Below are 20666 nucleotides of genomic sequence, written 5' to 3'. Positions count from 1 at the left end.
TCAACTCGTCAACTGGTCAACTTACCCCCACTACACTCCGTAACACCCTCTTCAGCAACAACAACTATCTCAACAATCTCATGCTTCGACGCCTGCGCCGAAACTAAAATGCTTCTCGCAGTAGAAGCCACAATCTCATCCAGGTCACCGCTTTCGGCAGTGACGTCGTCAATACGATGAAACAGCTGCACATTGGTAATAAAATCCACATAGGGGCGCTCTTCAATAAAATCTATCAGCACCGATTTATAGATCTTTCCGCCAAAGGAGATATCGGCATCGCTGGCAAAGGCCCAGGGTGTTAAAAACTGCGTAATCTCCTGTTGCAACCGTTCTTTATAAAAAATAAAATCATCATATCCATTTAAAAGCCGCAACTCAAAATGCAACCGCACTTCTTCAAACTGCGGGTTCCGCACGCCCAGGTTAACAAAACAGGAGATCTTTGTTTTGAGATAGCTTTCTATCTCCAGCAAGGTATTCTGATTGGTGTAGGGCTTCAAGGGATTGGTATCGTTCCGGTTTTGCAGATCGGGAATGGTAATCACTGTCACATAGCCGGGCGCCACTTCGTTATATTCCATTTCATGCGTTACAGGATTCTCAACGAGTTTGGTATGGTTAAGACATTTCGCTTTATAGATCTGCGGGAAATTCTCCAGCACCAGGTGTTCATAATCCCAGATGGTGATAGCCCGGTTCTTGTGCCGCAACCGCTCGCTTACCCGCACATAAAATTTATCCTCCTTTTCTTTGGGGCGGCCGCCAAAGGAAGAATAAGGCTGCACTACTTTTTTAACAGAGGCATCGGGTATTTTGAGCTTGGCTATGGTAGAAGCAGGTAATGCTTTTTCCAGGAAATCGTCTGCATTGTCATTTGGTGAAAAGGTTACCAATGCAGCCTGCGCATCTACAGTGATCAATTTGCAAATAGCTTCTGCCGATTGGGAAACCGCCGCCCGTAACCAGATATGACCGGCAGGCAGCATGGTATTATTGGTGGTAGCAATGGCCGGAATTACAAAGGAAATGATGCCCGATTGCACCAGTTGGCGCGTGGCATCACTGATGGTGTTTTTATCGAATGAAATCCATTGGTTGTTTGATAAATAGCTCCAGTGAATATGTGCTGACGGTTTTATAGCCAGCGGGTCGGCCGTACCCTCCATTACCTGGAACAAAATATTTACCGCCTGTTGTGGCTGCAGATTGGCGATGCCAATATAAAATTCACCGATGTGATCAGTGGTGGCAGATGATTCCTCGTGTTTAAACCGGGGCAGCAGAAAAGGATCTTCACCAGTAATATGTTTATGCTGTTCCGCCTCACCAAACGGATACAAATGAAAGAACTGCGCTGCACGCGCTGCAAATTTTGTATCATCCACGTCTTCCAGGTTCAGCAATGTACTTGCGCTATAACTGATGTACAGCGATTGAATGGTGGGCGAATAGGGTTCTACCGGTTCTATCCCCACTGTTTTTTGATAATAAGTACTTAACGATTTTTCAATGAGGTATGTAGTAAGATCGGTGATGTACTTCTTATGGCCGAAATCACCATTCAACACCAGACGAATAAACCCTTTGGAGGAAGCACCGTTATATGTATTGTACATGTCGCTATACGAAACAAGGGCATTATCATTGACAGCCTGCCCTCCCGAAAACACGCCCACGCCAGGTGTAACCCCATTGAAAATATTTACATCTGAGATGGCGGAGCCGCCCGTATTCTTTGCCTGCCAAACCCCATCGAACAGGAACTGCGGCTTTACCGTTGGGTAATGTGGCGATGGTTTGCTTTGTGAATAGTTATAACTGTACGGCGATCCTGTACTACTGTAAACAGTGTTATAGGCAATGTCTTCCTGGCTGCCGGGCAAATTAGCCCACTCGATGTTAAGTTTTATTGTTGCACCCTGTTTGCTGAAAACCTCGCGGTTGCCAATCACAAAGGTGGCGTCTTTCTTTGGCTGGGCGCCAAATGGCAGAAATGGCTTTCCTGCATCCAACGGACCAAAATCTCCCGATAGCAACAATTGCTTCAACCCCGTTTTACTCACACTGCTCATATCACCCACATCCACCTTTATTTCCAGTGCGGTTATTTTAATATCCTTAAGTGCTTCGTATTCATACGCTTCATCATCCGTGTTCCTCAGAATAAGCTTCAACACCGGAACAGCTGCATTATAGGTGCCGCCATGTACAGCCGCTGCATAATCGGTAATGGCGGGAATGTCGCCCGCCAATGCAATCGTAAATTCAGCACAGGCTGCCGTACTCGACATCGTACCTGCTGCTATGGCTGACATCTGAACTGACAGCCACCCTTTTTCAGTAGTGAGGTAACAATCGAAATGCTTGTTATACAGTTTGGCATTATCGCTGCCTGCCGCCAGCCGGATGGTGATCTTTCTTTGCCCTTCGGTGAGGTATAAATAATGAGAAGCAATAGCAAACCCAATGGCGGCATTGGGCATGGCGATATCGGCCAGCTGGCCTTCCTCGAAATGTTTGTTTACATACGGATGCCACTCCTTATTGGGCGAGGTGAGTTTGGCGCCAAGGCCATCGTCACTGTTGATAACAGGCGCTGCAAAAAGCCGGTTCTCATTTAACACGGTGGTTGATGAACCGGCTTCCAGCAGGTGATTGTCTTTACCTGATGCATCGCCTTTATATATCGATTTTAGTTGTGCTACTTTGGCTTTGTTAAAAACCGTTTCTTTATCCAGCTCATACAACACTTCCTTACCTGTGCTGTCCTTACCGGCTTTCAATAAAGTACCGCCGGGCAAAGCATACTCATCCGTCATTTTTGCCAATTCCACCAGCACATGGGCTTTATTGGGTTGCGCCGCCTTGGGTAACAATTGTAAAACCTCTTTATAATAGAAATCAAGATGCCGTTGCGTGATGGTATTGATATCTGCCTGCGCCAACCGGAATAACTTTAAGAAAGCAAGAAACAGCGCATAATGTGCAGGATGCGTATTCCAGTCGCCCAGCGTGGTTAACAGGCTGCTGGTTGCTTCATTGATCAGTTTAGCGAAGTTCTGGGTGAACAGATCAAAGATGGAGGCAAATAAATTATGGTTCACTGCATGGTTTATACGCCGGTATTCGGTCCAGGCGGTGTTACCGAAAATACTCGCTTCTGCTGCTATACCACTCACATAGGTATTCCAGTCGGCCGCCCCATTGCGCCACCAGTACTTCGACAGGCCATTTGTAATGATCGTTTCTGCAGCCACTACGGGTGTGCTCAGCACTTTCCAGCCCGTGAAATCACCGGGCTGTAGTAAAGTTTGTGTAGTTGCTGCTTTGTGATAAGCGATCAACCGTTGCATTGCCGGGCCCAGCCTGGTTTCAATGCTATTTTGTAAAGTAGCTTTTAATGAAATGGAGTTACCCGCCTCCGGATCATTATCAGGTAACCGTTGCAGGTACGTATCCAACGCTTTTGCCAGGGAGAAGAGCACACTGAACAATTCATGCAATTTTCTTTTTATGGCATTAATATCCGCCGCATTGGCATCATCCTTTATATAATCGAACCGTTCTTTTATCTGCCGGCGGTATCCATCAATATCCTGAACGGCCATGGTGCCCAGCAAGGCGGAAATGTCGCTGGTAAAAAAAACCTGCCAGGTGCCCGCTTCGGTATTGGAAGCATCATAATACTTTAAATAAGCAGCAAACTCCGCGGCAAATACGATCCAGTCGGCGTACTCTTTTTCATTCACCTGCACATAGCCTGTCTGCAGACCGGGCAATAACCTTTCCGCCTGACTGGTACCGTTGTGCTGTAAAGGATTTTTATTGTCGTTACAGTTGCTCATTGTTATAATGATACACCGTCGTTAGTAGTTAATAAATTCAGTTCGGTAGCTTCGTTGCGGTAATAAGGGAAAACAAAATTGAACCGGTTGTTGGTGGTTCTAACCACATATTCTATCTCTATCAGCACTTCGCCTTCCGGTTCATTGGTAGTATTCAGTTCTATCTTCTTCGGATCGATGCGTGGTTCAAAATAAAGGATGGCCGTTTTCACCTTATCCTTGATAATGGTTTTGGTGGCTGTATTCAACGCTTCAAAAACCAACTCATCCATATTACATCCGTATTTGGGTTCCATTACGCGTTCGCCAAGGGCGGTGGTTAACAGCACCTGCAGACTTTGCTCGATGTCTTCCTGCTTCTCTACCATTTCCACTTCCTTCAACCGGGCATTGAAGGTGGGTGGAAAGCTCCAGCCCCGTCCCAAAAATTCATCATTGATAAAATCTTTCGCCATAATGTTAGTTTTAGAGCACGTCAGCCAATTATTACGGTTACACAACCAAGGGTAATGGTACCGCCATGTGCCGTGTTATCACCCATTCTTGCGGCCGGCATGCCACCGATAAACACAGTGGCCGAACCGGCAATAATCACATCCGGCGGACCGGTACAGGTTAACATATCGCCCACTCTTGCCGCCGGCATACCACCAATCAAAACCGTAGCGCAACCTGCCGGCAGAACGGGTCCGCCCACATGCGGCACAACACCGGTAACCATTGGACATACGTGCATATCTCCTACTCTTGCTGCAGCAGGCATATAAAAATATTTATTGCTATCCTCTTAATTGATCATTACGGTAGCGCCCTTCACCGTTGTACTGCCACCGGATGACAGCTCGGCTCCCCCACTTCCTTCTACCTTTGTTTGAGCGCTGCCTTTTATATTTACATTTGCGGATGCTTCGGCCTTAATATCCCCTTTCGCTTTCAGGTTAATGTCTTTCACACTCTCAATGGTGATCCCATCTTCGCTCATCGTAAACTTGTTGCCATTCTGATCTTCCAGGTGGATCTTTTTTTCATCTTCACTTATCAGCAGTTTATTGCCGGCAGGTGTTTCTATCTGAAGGCTTTTTTTATCATCATTAAAGATCATCTTCATTTCACTGCGGCTTACATAACCTTTTTCATTATTATCATCCGATGCCTGCAGGGGTGCAGGTTTGGCGCTGCTGTTCAACATCCCCAATACAATGGCATGGCGTGGATCGTTATTAATAAACCCAACTATCACTTCATCGTTTACCTCCGGGCGAAAGAACATGCCTCGTTTATCGCCCGCATCGAGCGAACTCACCCGGCACCAGATGCCTTCATCCTGATCATGTATAACTGGCAGGCGTACTTTAATCCGGTCTTCTCCATCGGGATCATCCTGTAGTTGGGTCACTACGCCTATTTGTAATCCGCTTATGGCGGGCAACATCGCCGCCGCCGGTGGTTGCTGTACTTCGTATGTTTGGGCAAACCATTCGGGATTAACCCCAAACTGGATCACGGTTTGCCAGTCGCCTTTTTCAATTTCCTGGCGAATACCGGTAACAAATAATTTTCCTTCAAACCGCTCGCCCACCCCTTTCAATTCTATCAACTGGCCAGGTTTTACCGCGGCAGTACCATCTATCCGCACCCGGCCGCGGATCTTAGCCAGCCGGTGTTTCATCATTTTGGCATCTACCAACGCCTGTAATTCCGGCTCTTCTATTTTACCACTATGAATTAACCGGAACTCTGCTTCGCCTAACACATCTGCCAGTGCATCTGGTGTTAAATTACCAGCATCAGGCACACCCGGATCGGTTGCTTCCACATCGCTTAACAATTCCTGGTTGGTATAATCCCACATGGAGCCTTTTACCGATTTGTATTGCAGGCGGGCATCTATTTCTGCATCCAGGTCGTGCACCGTGGCGCCATATTGAATAGTTAAACTGCTCGCGCCTGAAAACTCGGGCTTACCAATTTTGATTGTTCCATCATCAGGTATACATAACAACCCATTTACATCGCAGCGGCACAGTATATAATCCCAATCGGTAACATTGTACTGCACCAGTTGTTTATGCTGTACGCTTGTGGTGGCTACATCCTTTTGTAACCCATACCCGTTTATCAACTCCTCAATTACGTCGCTGTCTTTAGTATCGGTAAAGTATTTGCTTTTGCAGCCTACCGTCATTTTCACCGCTTCGTCTTTACACTCCACCACCAGCACGCTGTTTTGTTTACGAACTTTAATACTGTGTTTTATTACAATGCCTTTGAAGATGGTTTCCTCATCATTGCGGTAACCGCATTTTATTTCCAGTTCCTTACCTGGTTCAAATTCCGGCTTACTGCTTATTTCAAACGATTCTTTAGCCGGTTCTCCATCCAGGATAATCAAGGTCGCAACCGGAATGCGGTTCACTTCCTTGTTCACGGTTATTGAAAGAACCTGGTATTTTTTGGTTACTTCAGTGCCATCCGACAGCAGCGTTGTTGTTACTACCGTTTTGGCCTTGTCAGATGGTATGGTCCTTTCGTTCGGCATTTTCTTTGGTTACAGGTTTCAGATTACAGGGTTTTCTTACTTCTTACCTCCTACTTCCTTCTTCAGCTTTTAGAAATAGGCGGAAAAAACACTTGTTGCCCAGGTTTAATTTGTCTGAAATCGCTCAACTTATTCGCTTTCGCTACCTGGATATAATATTTAGAGTCGCCATAAATCCGGTAACACAACAACGGTAATGTTTCTCCTTTCTTCACGATGCGGTAATGCGTAAGATCGGGGCTCTGGTTGTTCTCTTCTATTACCCGCAGCTCTTCAGGTTTCAGTTCCCTGATGGTGACCTTACAGATTGCCCTGATCGGTTTACCATCGGGATTAAACAGCTTGTAATTGATGTTTAATGTGGTGCAGATGCCCTTCATTAAAGCAGTACCCCACACCAGCTTGAAGAACTTGGGTTGATGGATCTCCCCCTCGTACTTCATCAGGAAGTCTTTGAAGTTTTGCAGGTCATCGGCAATATCATCTTTGGGGTTTCCATCGATGATGCCGGTATTGTCGAACAAAAACTCAAAGGCCAGCTCTTCAGGTGGTTTCAGGGTGAACCGGGGTTGGTTACCACTGGTACCCGAACCCTGGTTATTGCTGAACTCCACTTTCGTTTCCAGCGTATAACTTTCCGGATTTATCAGCGCCACATATTCTTCGCCCTTGTGTTCATCGGAAAAATCCGGATCGGTATAGGAAATGATGCGTAGCTTTTCAAACTCACCTGTAGGCATGGTTATCGTTCTTTTTTATTTTCGATGATCCCCAGTATTTCATCCACACATTGTGAAATGATGGCTTCCTTGTCATCATCCGCTTTGGCGCCCATTGCTGGTACAGCAGATGGTTGCTGCCCCTGCGATGGTTGGTTTACGGTAACTTTTATAACCAGTTCTCTTATCTCTACCGGCATGGTTGTTTTATTTTGGAAGGGTGAAGTAACTATAACTCAGGTCGAGCGTTTCCACTACAAGTGAATTTTCCTGCGCATTGAAATCACTCACACTCCATTTCTTAGGCCATGCCCTGTACACATGCCAGGTTTTCAATGGCTGATGTTGCTCGTTCAACAGCATAATATCAAGTTCGGCCGGTTGGTTATTTTTAAAGTCCCGGTTCTGTAAAATGCCCAGGAACCAATCGATCAGTTGCGAATCGAGCAGCATCCCTCTTTTCAGCGAAAGATCAGGATACTTTGTTCGAACGGGTAGCTTATGCTCGAACCGGTTCTCGCCGCCTTCCTTGAACGATTCCGTATCGTACTCAACACTCAGTCCCGAAACCGATTGAAAACGCACATCGTTATCGTTCCCGATATTCAGGAACTTTACACTAAAGTGAAACCCTACCGGGGGATAATAGCCGCCTGCAGTCACCATGGTTACTTCCTATTGATTATTCAACAATTTTCAATCCCTCGTGAGCAATCTCCAGTGTTTCTATCGCTACTTCATTCCCATCGGCTTTCAGATCGGAAGCCTGGTACTTAACCGGGAAAGCATTTTTTGCCGACCAGGTCATAATGGGCGTATGGCTTTCGTTCAGCAAGCTTATAACGATCTCACGCCGCTGGCTGGCATGCGTAAATGGGTCGAGCGAGCGGATCCATTTATAGAAATTGGAGTCGGCAGCCAGCGTACCGCGTTTAAGGGTAATATTGCTGAACTTGGCTAACCCCGGCATTTTCACCTTTGAGAAGTTAACACTTGATCCTTCCCGGTATTCAATTACTTCTAACTGAACATCGAGGCCGGTTACTTCGGTAAAGCCTATCCGGTCTTCACCCCATGCAACCTGAAAATGAAATTTTGGCAGCGGATAATTTTCCATATTAATAAGTTGTTATAGATGTGAGAAAAAATAAAAACCAGCCATTAACAGCGAAACCTGCACAATCAGAGGCCCCACTCACTACTCACCACTAGCTCTCTGCCATCTTATGCGAGAAGCGCAGGATAATAAATTCCGCCGGACGAACAACCGCCATTCCTATTTCGATAATCATGCGGCCTTCAAGAATATCCAATGCCGTCATGGTTTTACCCAGGCCAACCGCTACATAAAAAGCATGCTCTGGTTTGGCTCCCTGCAAAGCCCCCTGCCGCCATAAAGTGGTCAGGAAGTTTTCAATCATACCCTGCACCCGTACCCAGGTATTGGCATCGTTGGGTTCAAACACAAATGGCTCGGTAGCTTTTTTGGTGCTTTCTTCCACCATATTAAAGAAACGGCGAACACTTATATAGCGCCATTCATTATCATTACCAGCCAGCGTGCGGGCGCCAAAGATCAGCGTGCCTTTACCGGTAAAGGCGCGAATGGCGTTGATTGATTTACCGGATACCGCATCCACATTCAGGGCATCCAGTTCAGAAGCTGTGAAGGCGGTATCGGGACCAATTACATTGGCCAGCGATACGTTGGCCGGCGCTTTCCATACACCTCTGGTGCGGTCCGTAGCAGCATATACGCCTACTACAGCGCCACTGGGCGGCATACTGCTCATGCTGTTGGCGGTGCCGGTAACAATAGTTTTATAGATCGGGAAAGAAAGTACCAGTGAATCTTCGAGTGTTTTTGTGTAAGCGGAAGCCGAGCTCATTACGGTGCTTTGATAGGCCAGGTTCAGTTGCAGGAATAATGGCTTCAGTAAATTTACCGCAACGGTACGACGGTCGTCATCTGTTGTTTTATTAATCTGGCCAGGTGTAGGAACGGCCGCGCCATTGGCGGTATTGGTGGCGCCCCAGTGGGCAATGGTAACAAGGGTGGTAATATCGGTAGCCGCATAACCCGAGGTGAGATCTGCATCCACTTCTTTATTCAGGGTTACTATCTGGGCCAGAATGGGATCAAAGGTAGAAGCAACAGACCCTGTAACCACAGTTTTAAAATCCGCAAATGATAAGGTGTTGGGGGCCGTACCATATGCATAGGCGTTCACTTTGCCCGCCATATTATACGTTAAATCAAACAATGCCTTCAGGTTGCCATCACTGTTGGTAGTGCTGAAATCAGCGGCCAGTTTATCCCACTGCCCCAACAGGTCACCGGCATCCGGGGTTAATGCATTCGTTTGATTGGTAACAAATGTGCTGTCGGCATACACCTGGTCAACCTTACTAATCAGGTCCAGCATTGCGGTATCAGAAGTAAGCGCTGATAAGGAAGGTACCGATACGCCCGCCCGTTTGATTACCCCTTTTACATCCGGGTACTTCACAGATTTTGGCAGATTCACTTTTAACCAGGGCGTATAGGCGGCACCATATTTAAGATAATTAATGCCAATTTTATTCCGGAAGCTTGCTCCCTTGGGATCTGCCTGCCGCAGGTCAAATACCGCTACGCGGTCCTGCATATTGTTACATTGCGTAAGCGCTGCCTGCTGAACAGTGGCCAGATCATCTTCACCTAAGGTTACGGCATCGGGGAATAATAATATAGTAGGGTCATCTTCTTTCTCCAGTTTGTCAATACCACCGGTAGTAAGGTTGGTTGCAGAAGCCGCTGTGGGGTAATAGTCAACCGATACAATATAGCAATCTCCACCCCCATTGGCATAAAACAACCGAACGCTGTCATACATATAAAATTTGCTGGTAACCGTTGCAGAAACAAAATTATTGTTGCTGTCAATATTTACTTCTCCAACAACCGGCGATGGCCCGCCCCCAAAATACAGTTCATACTCCACCAGTGATCCAATACGCAATGGTTTACCTTTCAGCTCGCCCAGGGCAGGATCTTTGGCAAATTCTGTGATACCAATAAATGCCGGGATAGCTGTTTCAACCTGCGCTACGGATGGCGGTAACTTGGGGATTTCTTCCACAAACACACCGGGTGTTTTGTAAACGGTTGCCATATTGTATGATTTAAAAGTTTTTAATAGTTAAGATATATTGTGCAGTAATAATCCTTTCCGGGTTCTTTTCGGCTTAACATCCCTGTAATATGCGGATTGGGGTTCGGCGCAGCCGGCGGTTCATCACTTATCGGCTTATTCAACTCCAGGTCATATTTCACCGGTGTTTCTTTAATCGGGATCGGCAGGTCCGATTGAAAATAATCAGGCTTTGCCGGCAGTGGGGGCGATTGTACAAACTGGTAGGTGTTCGTTTTATCAGTGATGGCTTTCACCCCCTGCCGCGGCGTCATATATTTCCAGAAGGCCAGCCGGTTCGCAAACCGTACCTGGTAGCGCAGCCATTGCAGGTTACCGCCTACCTGTTTATCTTTTACTTTACCGGCAGCATCAAGCAACGCGAAATCACTGGTGGCCGGTAAGTGGTTGAAAATCTCAATAACCCCAAACAGGTTTTGATAGATCACCGTATCATCTACAAACACATCGAACACATCGGTATTGATCTGGATCTTATAACGGCCGGGTAACAATTCCGACAAATCAACTGGTACCGCTTTTGTAGCCACATCACTCAGCACCGTATTCTTTGTGATGGGTATGGGCAGGGTATAGGTACTGGTTGCAGTATCCAATCCAAACACCTGGATGGTAAATTGGGTAGCGGCTGTAGTTGCCTGAAACCGGTTGTTGCGGGCAATACAATTTATCATATCCCCCGATGACACATATTGCTCCGCTCCCCGTTTAAACCAAAAATCTGTTTCAGTGGTATCGTTGCCGCCCGTGGTCTTTTGTATGCACTCATAAATAATTCCACTTCCATCATCAACCAGGTCACCGGGACTATAAGTAGTAGCTATGCCTTCATAATCCGCAATCTGTTTGCTCAGGAAAAGCGAATCACCTGATTTATTCCGATACAGGTTACTGAAATAATACCGCTGCTCTAACCGGTACCTGTCAATATCAAGATTGGTGACCGTAGTAAACAAAGGCTCGTTCAAATTCAGGTAAAACAAAAACCTGGTGCTGGCGGCCATTGGCACCATGGGCTTATCCTCATTACCAGCATCCGTTTGTACTTTCACCAGCACCACCAGTTTATTCCCGATGGTTTTATACATCATCTGGTGATTTTGTAAAACCAGTGCAGTTTCCGCCGAAGCCACTATACTGAAATCCCTGCACTGCAAATTGGCGTAATACTCATTCAGCAGATCCACCATGAATAATATCTTGAATTTGGTTGTCATGCGGTCACAGGTTGTATTACTTTATCATTTATCTGCACTTCTTTAATAAACCCGCTCTCACTAAGTGTAAGGTCTTCATCGATGGTTATCTGCCGTACTTTATATAAAACCGAAGGAATATATTTTCCGCCTAACGTGCTCCACAGGTGATTCACCTGTTCAAAATTCAGCGTGCATAAGTCTACAATAAGCTTTTGTATCCGCGGGTCCAGGTCAGGATGTGTTATAGTTGTAAACACATGCTGAAACTGGAAGAATTGCAGAATATAGCTCAAATGCTGCAACGCATCGGGATACCCTGTTCTGTTTGATGAAAACAGGATATACAGGTTCAAATACAATTGGGGGTTCTTATACCTGGTAGATACATCGGTCCTTACAAAGTTTTCCTGCTGTTTGGCAACGCGATCTTCCTCTACGTTTACCAACGACATAATAACTCTGTTAACAAGACCAGTAGCGGCTACTTCACCATCAAACAACCTCGATACATTTCCCAAGATAAGCCGGGGTGGCTCGTTTGCAGGGCCCATTTTTAACACAAGGTATTTATTGAGTTCATCGGCTATGAACTGCAATGACTCATTGATCATATCAATTTATTTGACTGATTCTGCCTTATAAAAAGTAAATCACAATCTGACTCAGCTTAATATCATCAGCTTCTAAGTAAAAGTCTACGTCTGTGGGAACCGGGGTTTAGGGGGAGGGAAAACGGATCGGGAGTGAAGATACATCGTATTAAAAAAAGAGCAATACCACTTTGTGGTAAAAATAATAAGTTAATACAGCGAAGGCTTCGCTAAAAGGAAGTAGCAAGGTGATTGGGGAGACAATTCAGAGTTCAAAGTTCTGTGTTCTGCGTTAGCGTTTTGCATTAAGCATTCAGCATTCAATGATCGTTTAGCGGCATTCCACGGTCCTGAAATTCTTTCCAGTTTATGTATTCATCACCCTTTCTTTGTTCAACCATGGTGATGCAATCGTCAACCGGGCAGATCAACTTACATAAATTACAACCTACACATTCGTCTTCTTTTATAGTATAGGTATTATATGGTTTTCCATATTGCAGGTTGATCGACTGATGCGAGCCGTCTTCACAGGCAATATAACATAGCCCGCAGTGGATGCATTTATTCTGATCTATGTTGGCTACGATGTGATAATTAATATCCAGCTCTTCCCATTGCGTAAGATGTGGTACTGACTTACCAATAAAGTCATTAATAGCGTTGAAGCCCTTTTCATCCATCCAGTTATTGAGTCCTTCACACATATCTTCAACAATGCGAAAGCCGTGCTTCATGGCGGCTGTACACACCTGTACTGTGGTAGCGCCTAATAACATAAACTCAACCGCATCTTTCCAGGTGCTTACGCCACCTATGCCTGAGATGGGCACTTTAGAAGTTACGGGGTCCTGACTAATAGTAGCCAGCATTTTGAGCGCAATGGGTTTTACCGCCGGACCGCAATAGCCGCCAAAAACGGATTTACCCGCCACATATGGATTGGGCACAAAAGTATCCAGGTCTATACCCGTTACCGATTGAATGGTATTTATTAATGACAGCGCATTCGATCCGGCTTCAACGGAAGCCTTACCGGTTGGTACCACCGAATGTACGTTGGGTGTCAACTTGGTGATTACGGGAATGGTTGCTTTCTCCATCACCCATTCCACTACCAGTCGCGCAATCTCCGGGTCCTGGCCCACTACGGCGCCCATGCCGCGTTCCGTCATCCCATGCGGACAACCAAAATTCAATTCCAGTCCATGCGCGCCCGTATCTTCTACCTGGGCAATCAGTTCATGCCATTTCTCGCGGGTGTTATCGGCCATCAGCGAAACGATCATTGCCCTGTCGGGGAATAGCTTTATGCATTCTTTTATCTCACGCAGGTTGAGTTCCAGTGGACGATCGCTGATCAGTTCAATATTATTAAACCCCATTACCTTACTGCCATTATAGTTTACGGCAGAATAACGGCTCGACACATTCTTCACCTGGCTGCCCAGCGTTTTCCAAACCACTCCACCCCAGCCCGCTTCAAACGCCCGCAGCACATTTATTTTTTTATCAGTAGGCGGCGCACTCGCTAACCAAAAAGGATTAGGAGACTTTATTCCGAGAAAGTTAGCTGCTATATTGGCCATAATTAGTACAGAGTTTCGAGTTCAGAGTTTCGAGTTCAGAGTTCAGAGTTCAGAGTTACAGGTTTCAAACCATTAGCAAGAGTCACCCTGGAACTTGGAACTGCATTTTATAATACATTCATATATTCAAGAATAGCTTTAGCTCCTATTTTACCAGCCTGCACCGCATCAACTACTTCTTTCCCTCCGTTCACACAATCTCCGCCCGCAAATACGCCGCGGATATTGGTAGAACCGTTCTTTTGCGCCGTTATCTTTCCGTTTGCATGTTGCAGTTGACTGCTGCTAACCAAATCTTCAAACGGGATCTGCCCGGCTGCTTTAATAACCATATCTGCTTCCAGTATAAACTGTTCACCCGATTCAACAGGCGAACGGCGGCCACTGGCATCGGGTTCACCTAATTGCATAAGGTTACATACCAGTTGGGTTACTTTTCCGTTCTCGCCTTTAATCATAGCAGGCGCTGCCAGCCAGATGATCCTGCAGCCATCCAGTTTGGCAATATTCAGTTCAGTTTCGGTACAGGGCATTTCTTCCTGTGTGCGGCGATAGGCCAGCGTCACTTCTTTGGCGCCTAACCGTTTTGCCTGCGTAGCTGCATCGATCGCCGTCATACCCATCCCGATCACCACTACTTTATCGCCTACCGGAATGTTGTCGTATGAACCGGATCTGAGATCATAAATAAACCGGATGGCATCTACCACGCCTTCCAGTTCTTCACCGGGAATGTTTAATTGCCGGGCAAGGCCAACACCGAAACCAAGATACACGGCATCATAATCTTTTTGTAGTTGGGTCAGCGTAATGTCCTTACCCAGTTCGTGGTCGTATTTTAAATTAATGCCACCAACCGACGTGATATACTTCACTTCTTCTTCGCAAAACTCTGGTGTTACCTTATAGGCGGCAATCCCATAGGTCATTAATCCGCCACCCTTGCTTTCCTTTTCATAAATAGTTACATCAACACCCTCCCTGCTTAGCACATGTGCACAACTCAATCCCGCAGGCCCCGCACCCACAACAGCTACTTTCTTCCCGGTAGATGGCTTCCGGTCAAACAGTTTCCATTTCTTTTCCAATGCCTGTTCGGTTGCATACCGTTGTAACCGCGCAATGGGAATGGGTGTCTCTTCCATTAAGTTATACACACAGGAACCTTCACACAATTTCTCAACCGGGCAAACGCGTGAACAACCTGCCCCCATAATATTGGACACAAAAATGGTATGGGCAGAACCTTTTACATTATCTGTAGAGATCTGTTTGATGAACTTGGGAATATTGATCTCGGTAGGACAACTCTTGGTACAGGGCGCATCATAACAAAACAAACAACGATTGGCCTCCACCAGCGCCGATTCCCTGCTATCGAATGGCGGATGAATATCGCTGAAGTTTTGTTCGTACTCCTCAGCCGTTAACCGGTTGCTTTTTATTGGCATGGTTCTATTTCTAATTACTTATTCATTGTTACAATAATCCAGCTATTAATTTGCAGTCACCGGTTCCCGGTAACTTGTAACATGCAACCTGCCTACAGTTCTACTAATTTCCCATACGTCTCCGGCCGCCTGTCTCTGTAAAATTGCCAGATGCTTCGCACTTCTTCTATCATATCCAGGTCAAACTCCGCTACCAGCAATTCATCTTTATCTTCTGATGCCAGTGCAAATATTTGTCCGCGTGGATCAACAAAATAGGAGGAACCATAAAACTTACCCAGGTTCCAGGGCTTTTCCTGTCCCACGCGGTTTATACAACCCATGAAATAGCCATTGGCAGCCGCATGCGCCGGTTGTTCCAGTTTCCACAGGTATTGCGATAGCCCGGCAACCGTAGCGGATGGATTATAAACGATCTCTGCACCATTTAACCCCAGCACACGTGCTCCATCGGGAAAATGCCGGTCATAACAGATATACACACCCACTTTTGCATAGCGCGTTTGAAATACCGGGTAGCCCAGATTACCTGGCTTAAAAAAGAACTTTTCCCAAAACCCGGACGTATGTGGAATATGGTTCTTGCGATATTTACCCAGGTACGTTCCATCTGCATCTATCACTGCTGCGGTGTTATACAATACGCCAGCCTGTTCTTTTTCATACACCGGCACAATCATCACCATGTTATATTTTTTAGCATAGGCTGCCATGCGTTCTGTGGTTGGTCCCGGCACCGTCTCCGCCGATTCATACCAGGCCCTGTCCTGGCCCGGACAGAAATACGGCGTATTAAAGATCTCCTGTAAGCAAAGTATCTGCACGCCCTGTTCCCCGGCGCGCTCTATATATGGAATATGCTTTTGCACCATCGCCTCCTTGATCTCCTCAATAGTTCCCTCCCCTTCTGTTTTCGGCAAACTCATTTGTATTAAACCCGATTTGATTATTCTTGACATGGATATAATTTTAAGTTCTATTTTTTTAGTTCTTGTTGCAGGGCCAAAGCCTAAAGGTTAAAGCAAAAAGCAAATACAGCTTTTTCAGGCTTTGGGCTTTGGGCTTTGGGCTTTTGCCTTTAACCTATATCTTCTGTTCCACCTTATTCCTCCTGATAAACTTCCCATACCCTTTCTCTACAAGACACGTCTCATTATCAATCGCCACCTTTCCCCGTAAGATCACCGTCTTTACTTTACCAGTAACTGGCCAGCCTTCATACGCAGAATAATCAACGTTCATATGATGGGTGCTTGCAGAAATTTCATGCGTTTCATTGGGATCAAAGATCACGATGTCGGCATCGCTGCCAGGCGCCAGCGTTCCCTTCCGCGGGAACATGCCAAAGATCTTCGCCGGATTGGTACAGGCTACTTCCACATATTTATTCAGGGTGATCTTTCCTTTATGTACACCTTCACTGTATAGCAATTCCATGCGGTTCTCGATGGCGGGATGCCCATTGGGGATCTTTGAAAAATCATCTTTACCCATCAGCTTTTGTTCCCACTTAAACGGACAATGGTCCGTAGCCACCACCTGCACCAACCCCTGGTTGATGCCGGCCCATAAAGTATCCCGATCCTTTGGTTGGCGCAATGGCGGACTCATCACCCACCTGGCGCCTTCAAAATCATTTTCATATAAAGAAGCATCCAGCAACAGATACTGGATACAGGTTTCTACAAATACTTTCTGATTACGCCGGGTAGCGTTGCGCACCGCATTCAACGCACCTTCGCAGGTAAGGTGAACAATGTAACCGGGGCAGCCGGTATAATACGTCATATCAACAAACCGTTCCGATGCTTCTGCTTCGGTTATCTCCGGCTGTGATAAGTAATGATACAAAGGCGCTAATTTCTTTTCTGCGCGGTGTTTGGCCACCAGGTAATCGATCATATCGCCATTAGTGGCGTGTACATTTATCAATCCGCCATATTTCTTTACCTCTTCCATCAATCCGATCATTTGGCGATCGTCAATCATCAGGGCACCCTTATAAGCCATAAAGGTTTTGAAGGAAACAATGCCTTCCCGCTCTATCATCTTTTGAATTTCGGTGCGCGTGTTATCATTGAAATCGGTCACCGCCATATGGAAACTGTAATCACCCACACAATTATTATCAGAACGCGAGCGCCATTCGTCTAATGCGGCCTGCAGGGAGTTACCCTGTTTTTGCAGAATAAAGTCAATCACCATAGTGGTACCGCCGAACAACGCCGCCCGCGTACCGGTTTCATAATTATCGCTGCTGAAGGTGCCCATAAAAGGCATATCCAAATGTACATGGGGATCGATGCCACCCGGGAAAACCAGTTTTCCGGTCGCGTCTATTTCCGTATCTGCCTTTATCCCCAGGTTTCTGCCAATGGTTTGAATGGTTTCATCCACCACAAAAATATCGGCAATAAAATCCGCGTCTGCAGTAATGATCCGTCCGTTTTTAATCAATAGCGACATGGAATGTTTCTTCTTTTGCAGTGATAGAATCTGATACCAGGGGTTTATAATTGCGCATCATGAACAAATAGGCAAGCCCGGAAATAAAGAACCCAACAAACCAGGCATAATTATACAAATGCGAGATCCATTCAGGCACACTGTCTGGTGCTATTACTTTTATGGTTGTCAGGAAACCGGGAATGTTTGGAACAATGCCCAGCAACAGGGCAATAATAGCCCGGTAATTAAATCCGTTGCTGAAGGTGTATTGTCCGTTTACTTTATACAGATCGCCGGCAACCAGTTGTTGTTTCCGAATAAAATAATAATCTGCGATCATTATACCACCCACCGGCCCCAATAAACTGGAGTAAGCAATGAGCCAGGTAAAAATATAACCGGAGGGATCGGCGATCAGTTTCCACGGAAAGATGAGAATGCCCAGTACCCCGGTGATATAACCGCCTTTACGAAAGTTTATTTTTGAAGGCGCCAGGTTGGCGAAGTCATTGGCCGGACTAACAATATTTGCAGCAATGTTCGTTGCCAGGGTTGAAATGGCCACTGCCAGCATGGCTACCGTCACCAAAAGCTTGTTCTCAAATTTCCCTGCTAATGCAACCGGGTCCCAAATGGTATTGCCATATATTATAGTCGTAGCAGAAGTAACCACTACGCCAATAAAGGCAAATAACGTCATGGACGGCGGCAGGCCAATAGCCTGTCCTTTTATTTGCGCCCGCTGGCTTTTGGCATACCGGGTAAAATCAGGGATATTGAGCGACAGGGTTGCCCAGAACCCAACCATACCCGTTAGTGCCGGGAAGAAAAAATGAAAGAAGTCCGAACTGGTAGTAAATTTTGATGGCTGTTGCAAAATAGGTCCTAAACCATGAGAAGCATTGATGGCCCAGAACAATAATGCCAACGCCGCCACAGGCAGAAAGATGGCTTTGAACACCAGCAGTCTTCTGATGCTTTCAACTCCCAGGTATACAATAAACATATTGAGCGCCCAGAAACCTAAAAAGCAAATAAAGGGAATGGCCTGCGGAAACAAAGAAGTAGCGTCAATCTCAGGCATTGTCGGGTTCCATACCCGGATCATCTGATAAATAGCGGCGCCGCCAATCCAGGTTTGAATGCCAAACCAGCCACAGGCCACAATGGCCCGTAAGATGGCGGGAATATTAGCGCCCCGAACGCCAAAACTGGCGCGGGCAAAAACAGGAAAGGGAATCCCATACTTTGCACCGGCATGTCCGTTAAGGATCATAGGCACCAGTACAATGGTATTTCCCAGGAAAATAGTGAGGATGGCCTGCCACCAGTTCATACCCCCGCCTATCAATGAGCTGGCCAGCATATAAGTTGGAATACACAGGCTCATGCTGATCCACAAGGCGGCGTAGTTCCAGGTATTCCATTTACGATTGGTTACCGGAACGGGAGCAAGGTCTTCACTATATAGTGATTCATTTTTCATCGAAAGGTGATTATTGCCGGGACGCCTTTCCTCAATTTACAAATTCATCCGCAATTTTGATCGCTTCACTTATCATGGCCAGTCCTTCATCCACTTCTTCTTTTGTAATACACAGCGGCGGGGCAATAAAAATATAGTTCCAGCGAACGAAGGTGTACATGCCCTGTTCTTTCAGTTTTGCCGCCACTTTGTTCATGACGACCATTTCGTCGGGTTTGGCGTTAAATGGCGCCATGGGCTCTTTCGTCGTACGGTTCTTAACCAGTTCAATACAACCCAGCAAACCCGTATTCCTGAAATCGCCAATGCTGGGATGTTTTTGTTTTAACAACTCAACCTGTTCATCAATATAATGGCCCATGTTGGCAGCATTCTCCAACAGGTTTTCGTCTTCATATATTTTCAGGGTTTCTAACCCGGCCGCGCAGCTTACGGGGTGAGCCGAATAAGTCAGGCCCAGCCACAATACCCGGTCGTTAAAGTATTCAGCAATGGTATCACTTACGATCAGGGCACCCAGGGGCAGATAGCCTGCTGTTATTCCTTTTGCGGTGGCAATGATATCAGGCACTACGCCATGATAATCCACTGCAAACCATTTGCCGGTGCGGCCAAACCCACTCATTACTTCATCGGCAATTAGCAGGATGTTATGTTTATCGCACAGCGCGCGTACTTTCTGTAAATAATCAGGTGGATACTTTATACAGCCCGATGAACCGCTTTCCCCTTCCATTAATATGGCAGCAATGTTTCCCGGGCCTTCAAACTCGATCACTCTTTCCAGGTGGCTCACACATTCCCGGCTGCACGAAGTAATTTCTTTTCCCCAGGGGCAACGATAACAATATGGATCTTCCACATGCACAAAATTCGGCGCCTGTTGTGCGTCGGCCGCCAGTTTACGCGGATCGCCGCCGGCTGTCATAGCGCCGTAGGAAGCCCCATGAAAAGCCCGGTACCGGGCAATGATCTTATGCCTGCCCGTATACAACCGGGCCAGTTTGATGGCATTGTCAATTGCAGTGGCCCCGCAAACAGTAAACAGGGTTTTCGTTAATCCGGGCGGCGTTACCGACGCCAGCTTTTTCCCCAGCTCGCCCCGCACTTTGGTAACGCAACTGGGCGTCACATAACTTACCTGTTGCATTTGTTCCATAACGGCCTGAGTTATCCGCTGATTCCCATGCCCAACATTCACATTCATCAGGCCCGAAGAAAAATCCAGGTACCGTTTACCATCGTAATCATACAAATACACCCCTTTGGCATATTTCACCGCAATAGGCGCAATGCCTTTTTGCTTGCTCCACGAAAAAAGCGTGTAATCCATGTTGTCACGGATGATCTCTTGTGTTTCTGATATATTTAAAGTGTTTGACATGATTTAACTATTTAAAGGCAATAGGCAGTGGGCAGTAGGCAGTGGTGAAAGGGCAAAAGGCAAAGGCCTCGTCGCGGCCATCAGAAACTCTGAACCTGGAACTCTGAACTCAGAACTAACAAATAATAACTAATAAATTCAATAACCTACGAACCTAATAACCTAATAACGTAAACTTAGAACACAGAACTAAGAACACAGAACTAAAAACTTTAAACA

General features: G+C 46.2%; 17 protein-coding genes. All 17 read right to left on the bottom strand.

Annotation, left to right across the window (positions count from 1 at the left end; translation table 11 throughout):
* Positions 1-8: 8 nt before the first annotated feature.
* Positions 9-3848 (bottom strand): baseplate J/gp47 family protein, encoded by a 3840-nt coding sequence (locus NIAKO_RS02315; protein ID WP_014216784.1) that lies wholly within the window; start codon positions 3846-3848, stop codon positions 9-11.
* Between the two features lie 2 nt (positions 3849-3850).
* On the bottom strand, positions 3851-4303 hold the full coding sequence (locus NIAKO_RS02310) for a GPW/gp25 family protein (protein WP_014216783.1): 453 nt from the start codon (positions 4301-4303) through the stop codon (positions 3851-3853).
* Positions 4304-4323: 20 nt separating this feature from the next.
* Positions 4324-4611, bottom strand: a complete 288-nt coding sequence (locus NIAKO_RS02305; RefSeq protein ID WP_014216782.1) for a PAAR domain-containing protein — start codon at positions 4609-4611, stop codon at positions 4324-4326.
* A gap of 24 nt (positions 4612-4635) precedes the next feature.
* Complete coding sequence (gene vgrG, locus NIAKO_RS02300) at positions 4636-6387, bottom strand: type VI secretion system tip protein VgrG (protein WP_014216781.1); 1752 nt, start codon at positions 6385-6387, stop codon at positions 4636-4638.
* Positions 6388-6449: 62 nt separating this feature from the next.
* Positions 6450-7127, bottom strand: coding sequence for a CIS tube protein (locus NIAKO_RS02295; RefSeq protein ID WP_014216780.1), 678 nt, complete (start codon positions 7125-7127; stop codon positions 6450-6452).
* A gap of 2 nt (positions 7128-7129) precedes the next feature.
* A complete protein-coding gene (locus NIAKO_RS38915) occupies positions 7130-7306 on the bottom strand; it encodes a DUF5908 family protein (RefSeq protein WP_014216779.1) in 177 nt (58 codons plus the stop codon).
* A gap of 7 nt (positions 7307-7313) precedes the next feature.
* Entirely contained in the window at positions 7314-7772 is a 459-nt protein-coding gene (locus NIAKO_RS02290; protein ID WP_014216778.1) for a phage tail protein, read from the bottom strand.
* Between the two features lie 16 nt (positions 7773-7788).
* Positions 7789-8223 (bottom strand): phage tail protein, encoded by a 435-nt coding sequence (locus tag NIAKO_RS02285; protein ID WP_014216777.1) that lies wholly within the window; start codon positions 8221-8223, stop codon positions 7789-7791.
* A gap of 91 nt (positions 8224-8314) precedes the next feature.
* Complete coding sequence (locus tag NIAKO_RS39265) at positions 8315-10261, bottom strand: phage tail sheath family protein (RefSeq protein ID WP_014216776.1); 1947 nt, start codon at positions 10259-10261, stop codon at positions 8315-8317.
* A gap of 20 nt (positions 10262-10281) precedes the next feature.
* Complete coding sequence (locus tag NIAKO_RS02275; RefSeq protein WP_014216775.1) at positions 10282-11517, bottom strand: hypothetical protein; 1236 nt, start codon at positions 11515-11517, stop codon at positions 10282-10284.
* A complete protein-coding gene (locus NIAKO_RS02270; protein WP_014216774.1) occupies positions 11514-12110 on the bottom strand; it encodes a Pvc16 family protein in 597 nt (198 codons plus the stop codon). The genes NIAKO_RS02275 and NIAKO_RS02270 overlap by 4 nt, the downstream gene beginning before the upstream one ends.
* A 299-nt stretch (positions 12111-12409) precedes the next feature.
* Positions 12410-13678, bottom strand: a complete 1269-nt coding sequence (gene preA / locus NIAKO_RS02265) for an NAD-dependent dihydropyrimidine dehydrogenase subunit PreA (protein ID WP_014216773.1) — start codon at positions 13676-13678, stop codon at positions 12410-12412.
* A 107-nt stretch (positions 13679-13785) separates the two neighbouring features.
* Positions 13786-15129: an NAD(P)-dependent oxidoreductase gene (locus tag NIAKO_RS02260; protein ID WP_014216772.1), complete on the bottom strand. Its 1344-nt coding sequence runs from the start codon at positions 15127-15129 to the stop codon at positions 13786-13788.
* 92 nt (positions 15130-15221) lie between these two features.
* Positions 15222-16088: a nitrilase-related carbon-nitrogen hydrolase gene (locus NIAKO_RS02255; RefSeq protein WP_014216771.1), complete on the bottom strand. Its 867-nt coding sequence runs from the start codon at positions 16086-16088 to the stop codon at positions 15222-15224.
* Between the two features lie 124 nt (positions 16089-16212).
* The gene (hydA, locus tag NIAKO_RS02250) at positions 16213-17595 is read right to left on the bottom strand and encodes a dihydropyrimidinase (protein ID WP_014216770.1); all 1383 of its coding nucleotides are present in this window, start codon (positions 17593-17595) and stop codon (positions 16213-16215) included.
* Positions 17579-19063 carry an NCS1 family nucleobase:cation symporter-1 gene (locus NIAKO_RS02245; protein ID WP_041346225.1) on the bottom strand — a complete coding sequence of 495 codons (1485 nt, stop codon included), beginning with the start codon at positions 19061-19063 and terminating at the stop codon, positions 17579-17581. The genes hydA and NIAKO_RS02245 overlap by 17 nt, the downstream gene beginning before the upstream one ends.
* Before the next feature lie 31 nt (positions 19064-19094).
* Entirely contained in the window at positions 19095-20447 is a 1353-nt protein-coding gene (locus NIAKO_RS02240) for an aminotransferase class III-fold pyridoxal phosphate-dependent enzyme (protein ID WP_014216768.1), read from the bottom strand.
* Positions 20448-20666: the final 219 nt, after the last annotated feature.

The organism is Niastella koreensis GR20-10 (genome assembly GCF_000246855.1).
Lineage (GTDB): Bacteria > Bacteroidota > Bacteroidia > Chitinophagales > Chitinophagaceae > Niastella > Niastella koreensis.
This window is presented reverse-complemented; position numbering and strand designations above follow the sequence as displayed.